Consider the following 1,015-nt stretch of genomic DNA (forward strand, 5'->3'; position numbering starts at 1 on the left):
GTTCCCTCACCTCGATGCCCTCCATGCGGAATGCGGCCGTGACGGCTTCGCCTATAGCTGGGTCTTCGCGGAAGAACAGCGTGCTGCGAGCCAGGATCGTCACCTTCGCTCCGAGTCGGGCGAACGCCTGCGCCAGCTCCAGCGCCACCACTGATGAGCCAATCACGGCCAGGCGCTTAGGAATCGTCTCGCTGACCAGCGCTTCAGTGGAAGTCCAGTACGGAGTGTCTTTCAGGCCGGGAATCGGCGGCACGGCCGGGCTCGCGCCGGTGGCGATCAGGCAGCGGTCGAATGCCACCACGCGCTCGCCGCCGTCGTTGAGTGGCACGATCAGGTTGCGATTGTCCTTCAAGCGGGCGGAGCCGTGCAGCACAGTGATCGCCGGATTGCCCTCCAAGATGCCTTCGTACTTGGCGTGGCGCAGTTCATCGACGCGGGCCTGCTGCGGGGCCCGCAGCGCCGTGCGCTGGATGGTCGGCGTGGTAGCGGCGATGCCGCCATCGAACGGGCTTTCCCGGCGCAGATGGGCGATATGGGCGGCGCGGATCATGATCTTGGACGGCACACAACCGACATTGACGCAGGTGCCGCCGATGGTGCCGCGCTCGATCAGCGTGACACGTGCGCCTTGCTCGACGGCCTTCAGCGCCGCTGCCATCGCGGCCCCGCCGCTGCCGATGACGGCGATATGCAATGCGCCGCTGCTACCCGTCTTGTCGTTTCTGCCCAGCAGATCGCGCATCTTGTCGAGCAATCCGCCCGGCGTCGAAACTGAGGGGGCATCGGCCAGCGTGGCCCGATAACCGAGTCCAGCTACAGCGGCCGTCAGCGCGTCGGGTGACGTGCCGACCTCAATGGCGAGCTTGGCGCTGCCCTTGGCGTAGGAGACATCCGCTGATTGCACGCCGGGCACTTTCTCCAGGGCGTCCTTGACATGCACTGCGCACGAGTCGCAAGTCATGCCGGTGATTTTGAGAGTGCTCATACCATCGTTCCTTATTCGTGTGGGCCGCCG

1 protein-coding gene is annotated in these 1,015 nt (G+C 65.5%); it reads right to left on the bottom strand.

Annotated elements, in window-relative coordinates:
* Window positions 1–985 (bottom strand): FAD-dependent oxidoreductase (locus A9O67_RS10250; RefSeq protein ID WP_197484475.1); only part of this gene is annotated, 985 nt, incomplete at its 3' end.
* Window positions 986–1,015: the final 30 nt, after the last annotated feature.

Origin of the sequence: Tepidimonas fonticaldi, assembly GCF_001675355.1 — a bacterium.
In the GTDB taxonomy this organism is placed as follows: Bacteria; Pseudomonadota; Gammaproteobacteria; order Burkholderiales; family Burkholderiaceae_C; genus Tepidimonas; species Tepidimonas fonticaldi.